The organism is Desulfovibrio sp. ZJ369 (assembly GCF_011039085.1).
Classification (GTDB): domain Bacteria; phylum Desulfobacterota; class Desulfovibrionia; order Desulfovibrionales; family Desulfovibrionaceae; genus Desulfovibrio.
The window spans coordinates 1-2,222 of sequence record NZ_JAAKEI010000025.1; the positions used below are offsets into that span (position 1 = coordinate 1).

The window sequence follows — 2,222 nt, forward strand, 5'->3', positions numbered from 1 at the left end:
TATCAGCCAAACCCAATGGCCATCGCCCAAGTTGTTTCTCATGCGAGGAGATTCGGGAATTGCAAGCCCTTCTTGATAAAAATGTTGATATGACGCTTCAGGAAATTAAAGAGCATTTTCATAAATCCTGTTGCCTGGCTGCCATCCATCGTCTGCTTGTTAAATTTGGCTACAAATATAAAAAAACTCTCAAGGCCAGCGAACAAAAACGCGAAGATGTAAGAAGGAAACGTGAGGAATGGAAACTGTTCCAGCAAAAAGCTTCATGTAATAGATTGATATTTATTGATGAAACCGGCGCCAAAACCAATATGACGAGATTATACGGCAGAGCCAGAAATGGCCAACGTTGCCATGATCATGCGCCAGACGGACGTTGGGAAAGGATAAGCATACTTTCAGCAATCCGGGTAACGGGAGAAACTTGCAGTGTTGTTTTTGATGGGGCACTGGATGGAAAAATGTACAATGCTTATATTGAAAAATTTCTTCTTCCAACGCTTAAAGCTAACGATATTGTCATAATGGATAATTTGAATGTCCATAAATCAAAAACAGCCCAAAACTTGATAAGGGAAAAAGGCTGCAAGCATATTTTCCTTCCAGAATACAGCCAGGATTTAAATCCCATTGAAAAGATGTGGAGCAAAGTGAAACAATTACTTCGGGGTATGAAAGCAAAAACATGTGCTGAACTGTACAAATCCATTGGAAAAGCATTAAGTTGTATCACACAAAAAGACGCTGAAGGATGGTTTAAATCCTGTGGCTATGTAAAAAGTTAAAAGAAAAATGCTCTAACTACCATATAAGTAATCCTTACCATATTGCCATAAGTATTTGTCTAAGTCCTTATAACTTATATCACCAAGTGTGTAATAGGTTATAAAATCATTAAGAACCCTAACAAAAGTAAGGTAGTTTTTTAAATCATATTTCCTAAAATTAGAAAAATTATCTTTTTCGTTATATAAGCATAACATTTTGTCAATAATACTATCATATAGTGGGTAGCCATTATTATGAAAGCTGCAATATTTTGTCGCGAATGAATAACAGTAAATATGTTTCCCTGCTTTTATATAGCTATTCGCTATTTTTTCTACAATACCCAAGTCGGTCTTATTTAGGTATTCATCAATGTCTAATCTTTTAATTCCAAAGGACATTTCATAAATATCGTAAATATTTGTCGAATATAATCTATTTATTATTACAACCTTTGTCAGTATGTCCTCTATTAAAATATTTTTAGGATAAATATTTATTATTTTATTTATTGTTTTTTCAGTAATAGCATTCTTACGATCAAACTTTACCACGTATTCATTAATAGATTCTTTAGATGGCGGTAGTAAGACTCTTTGCAGTTCCATTGAAGCCCCCACAGTTTCGATATAGGATTTAAACCCAACCGGTGATGATACCTCTTTACCAATATTTTCTCCAAGATATTAATGGAATAATCGTTAATCAGGGGGATCCTAAGGTATTTCTCTTACGTTTATCCGACTAACTCCTCTATAAAATTTTATGTAATTAGTACTATCCGGTTCTCCAATAGTCGCATTCCCATACTTTTTGTATTGTTCTGTTTTTTCTAAAAGTGTTCTCCTATCAATAGAAGGGCAACAATTTGCGATAACATCATTATAGATATTATTTCTATTAAGTACTGTGATTTAAAAAAGCACGAATTACTGCCACGGTAAATACAATGGACGTTTCTTTTACCTTTCCGAACAGCAGATACGCGAGTTTTGCGTGATTTCCGTACATAACAACTCGATTTGCTAGCGGTCTCAGATGTAGTAAAAATTCGCAGGAGCTTTGCGTTGAGCTGGCCCTTATTAGAGGGAGATATGTATCGCCTGCAGTTTACTCATCACGACGTGATTCCGTATCCCACCAAAGAAGAAAAGGCAACGGAATATTTCCGTAGCCTTTGAGTTTTCGACTCCTCTTACATAAACCCATGCAAAGTCCGCATGAAGTTCCTCAGTTTAATGGGTTCCTGCTTACACGTTTCGAGCATGGCTTTTTGTTCCTCGTACTGCTCCACGGTAATCTTGTCGGTGGAGCAGCCGTATTGCTTGCGGAGATAGAGCATTTTTACTTTGAAAATGCTCTGCTGACGCGAAAGCGGCAGCCGCCGCAACGCGGCGTACATTCAGGCGAAAACCGCGTTTTTCGCCTGAATGCCACCTTTGACTTTCATAAAA

General features: G+C 36.9%; 3 protein-coding genes. 2 read left to right on the forward strand and 1 reads right to left on the reverse strand.

Going from position 1 to position 2,222, the window contains the following annotated elements:
• Positions 1-785: IS630 family transposase (locus tag G7Y51_RS08980; RefSeq protein ID WP_165176686.1), on the forward strand; the 785-nt coding region annotated here is incomplete at its 5' end.
• Between the two features lie 12 nt (positions 786-797).
• Here the strand turns inward: G7Y51_RS08980 and G7Y51_RS08985 are convergent.
• Entirely contained in the window at positions 798-1,376 is a 579-nt protein-coding gene (locus tag G7Y51_RS08985; protein WP_165176688.1) for a hypothetical protein, read from the reverse strand.
• 599 nt (positions 1,377-1,975) lie between these two features.
• On the opposite strand from G7Y51_RS08985, the gene G7Y51_RS13570 reads away from it, so the two are divergent.
• A partial coding sequence (locus G7Y51_RS13570) for a hypothetical protein (protein WP_206214295.1) occupies positions 1,976-2,222 on the forward strand: 247 nt, incomplete at its 3' end.